General features: G+C 72.2%; 3 protein-coding genes. 2 read left to right on the top strand and 1 reads right to left on the bottom strand.

The features are described 5' to 3' along the window. Nucleotides 1–222: 222 nt before the first annotated feature. Nucleotides 223–855, top strand: coding sequence for an ATP-dependent Clp protease proteolytic subunit (locus E1265_RS35890; RefSeq protein WP_132935127.1), 633 nt, complete (start codon nt 223–225; stop codon nt 853–855). A 2-nt stretch (nt 856–857) separates the two neighbouring features. Beyond that, nucleotides 858–1,460, top strand: coding sequence for an ATP-dependent Clp protease proteolytic subunit (locus tag E1265_RS35885; RefSeq protein WP_132935126.1), 603 nt, complete (start codon nt 858–860; stop codon nt 1,458–1,460). Between the two features lie 119 nt (nt 1,461–1,579). Here E1265_RS35885 and E1265_RS35880 read toward each other — a convergent pair. Beyond that, nucleotides 1,580–1,955 (bottom strand): helix-turn-helix transcriptional regulator (locus tag E1265_RS35880; protein ID WP_207931352.1); only part of this gene is annotated, 376 nt, incomplete at its 5' end.

The raw sequence follows: 1,955 nt of genomic DNA, 5'->3' as shown, positions 1-1,955 counted from the left end.
AGGGGATGGGGAAACGGGCTGGGAGCGCTCCCAATCAAGGTCGGGATGCTAGCTGTCGAACGTCGTTCGCATAAGCGGTCGCGCGCCGGGACGTCCGCTCTGCTGAGAGGAGATCTGCGGCGGGCCGAGAACCCTTCGGCTACGGCCGGCGCCGGTCGAGGGTGGGGGGAGAAGGGCCCGGCGCGCCGGCGCCGGGCCCGCGACCCTCGACCGGGAGGACCGATGACAGCGCCCCTGCCCATCCGGGCGGCGGACGGGGACACCCCGCCCAGCCGCTTCGACGACCATCTCGCGGCCCAACTGCTCACCCAGCGGATCGTGTTCCTCGGCACGCAGGTCGACGAGGTGTCGGCGAACCGCATCTGCGCCCAACTCCTGCTGCTCTCGGCCGAGAACCCCAGGGCCGACATCAGCCTCTACATCAACAGCCCCGGCGGCTCGGTGCACGCCGGGCTCGCCATCTACGACACGATGCGACTGATCCCCAACGACGTGGCCACGCTCGCCATGGGATTCGCCGGCAGCATGGGCCAGTTCCTGCTGACGGTCGGCGCGGCCGGCAAGCGCTACGCGCTGCCGCACGCCCGCGTCATGATGCACCAGCCGTCCGCCGGCATCGGCGGGACGACGGCGGACATCGAGATCCAGGCCGAGAACCTGGAGCACACCAAGCGGACCATCGAGCGGATCACCGCCGAGCACAGCGGCCAGTCCCCCGAGACCATCGCCAGGGACGGCGACCGCGACCGCTGGTTCACGGCCGAGGAGGCCAGGGAGTACGGGCTTGTCGACCACGTGCTGACGTCGCTCGACGACGTCCGGCCGGCCGGCGTTCAGCGAAGGACGGGGTTCTGATCATGGGGCAGTACACGATTCCGACCGTGGTCGAGCGCACCCCGACCGGCGAGCGCGCCTACGACATCTACAGCCGGCTGCTCTCCGAGCGCGTCATCTTCCTCGGCACCGAGATCGACGACGGCGTGGCGAACGTCGTCATCGCGCAGCTGATCCACCTGGAGTCGGCGAGCCCGGAGCGCGAGATCTCGATCTACATCAACTCGCCCGGCGGCTCGTACACCTCACTGATGGCCATCTACGACACGATGACCTACGTCAGCGCGCCGATCTCGACCATCTGCGTCGGGCAGGCGGCGTCGACGGCCGCCGTGCTGCTCGCCGGCGGCGACCCGGGCCGGCGGGTGGTGCTCGAGCACGCCAGGGTGCTGCTCGGCCAGCCGGCGAGCCGGGGGGCGCAGGGGACGGTCGCCGATCTCAGCGTGCAGGCCAAGGAGATGGTCAGGATCCGCTCCCAGGTGGAGGAGGTGCTCGCCCGCCACACCCCGCACGACATCGCCACGCTCCGGGCCGACATGGACCGGGACAAGGTGTTCACGGCCAGGGAGGCGGTGGAGTACGGGCTCGCGGACCAGGTCCTTTCGCGCCGGGCGCCGGTGTCCTGACACATCGCCTGCTGGCCGTCGCGGAGCGCACGACGTCCGTTCACCCGGGCCCGCCCGCCGCGCGGCGGGCGGGCTCTGGTTGATTCGCCGGCCTCCGTGTGCCTCGGCGGCTCGGACGCTCAGGCCGCGAGGCGGAGTTGACCGTTGTAGGGGGCCTCGGCAGGCCCTCGGCTCGCCTGCCGACGGGCGCCGATCTCCGTGACGGAGGTCACCGAGACCCCGAGCCGGCCGTGGGCGCGGGCGAGCAGTTCGGCCAGGCTGAGGCCGAGGGCGCGGGCGACGGCCGCGAGCACCTCGGACGACGCCTCCTTGCGACCGCGCTCCAGCTCGGACAGGTACGGCATGGAGATGCGGGCCGCTTCGGCCACGTCCTTGAGGGTCCGGTCCTGGGCCCGGCGCTCGTGGCGCAGCACATCCCCGACCAGGTGCCGCCACAGCGGCTCCTTGGCACGGGGCGCGCGGGGCGGGCGCGGGGCGAGCGGAACGACGCGGGCC

This window comes from Streptomyces sp. 8K308 (genome assembly GCF_004348315.1).
Taxonomy (GTDB): Bacteria; Actinomycetota; Actinomycetes; order Streptomycetales; family Streptomycetaceae; genus Streptomyces.
This window is presented reverse-complemented; position numbering and strand designations above follow the sequence as displayed.

Coding starts and splice junctions, on each gene's coding strand:
- E1265_RS35890 (WP_132935127.1), top strand. CDS start 223: ATGACAGCGCCCCTGCCCATCCGGGCGGCGGACGGGGACACCCCGCCC.
- E1265_RS35885 (WP_132935126.1), top strand. CDS start 858: ATGGGGCAGTACACGATTCCGACCGTGGTCGAGCGCACCCCGACCGGC.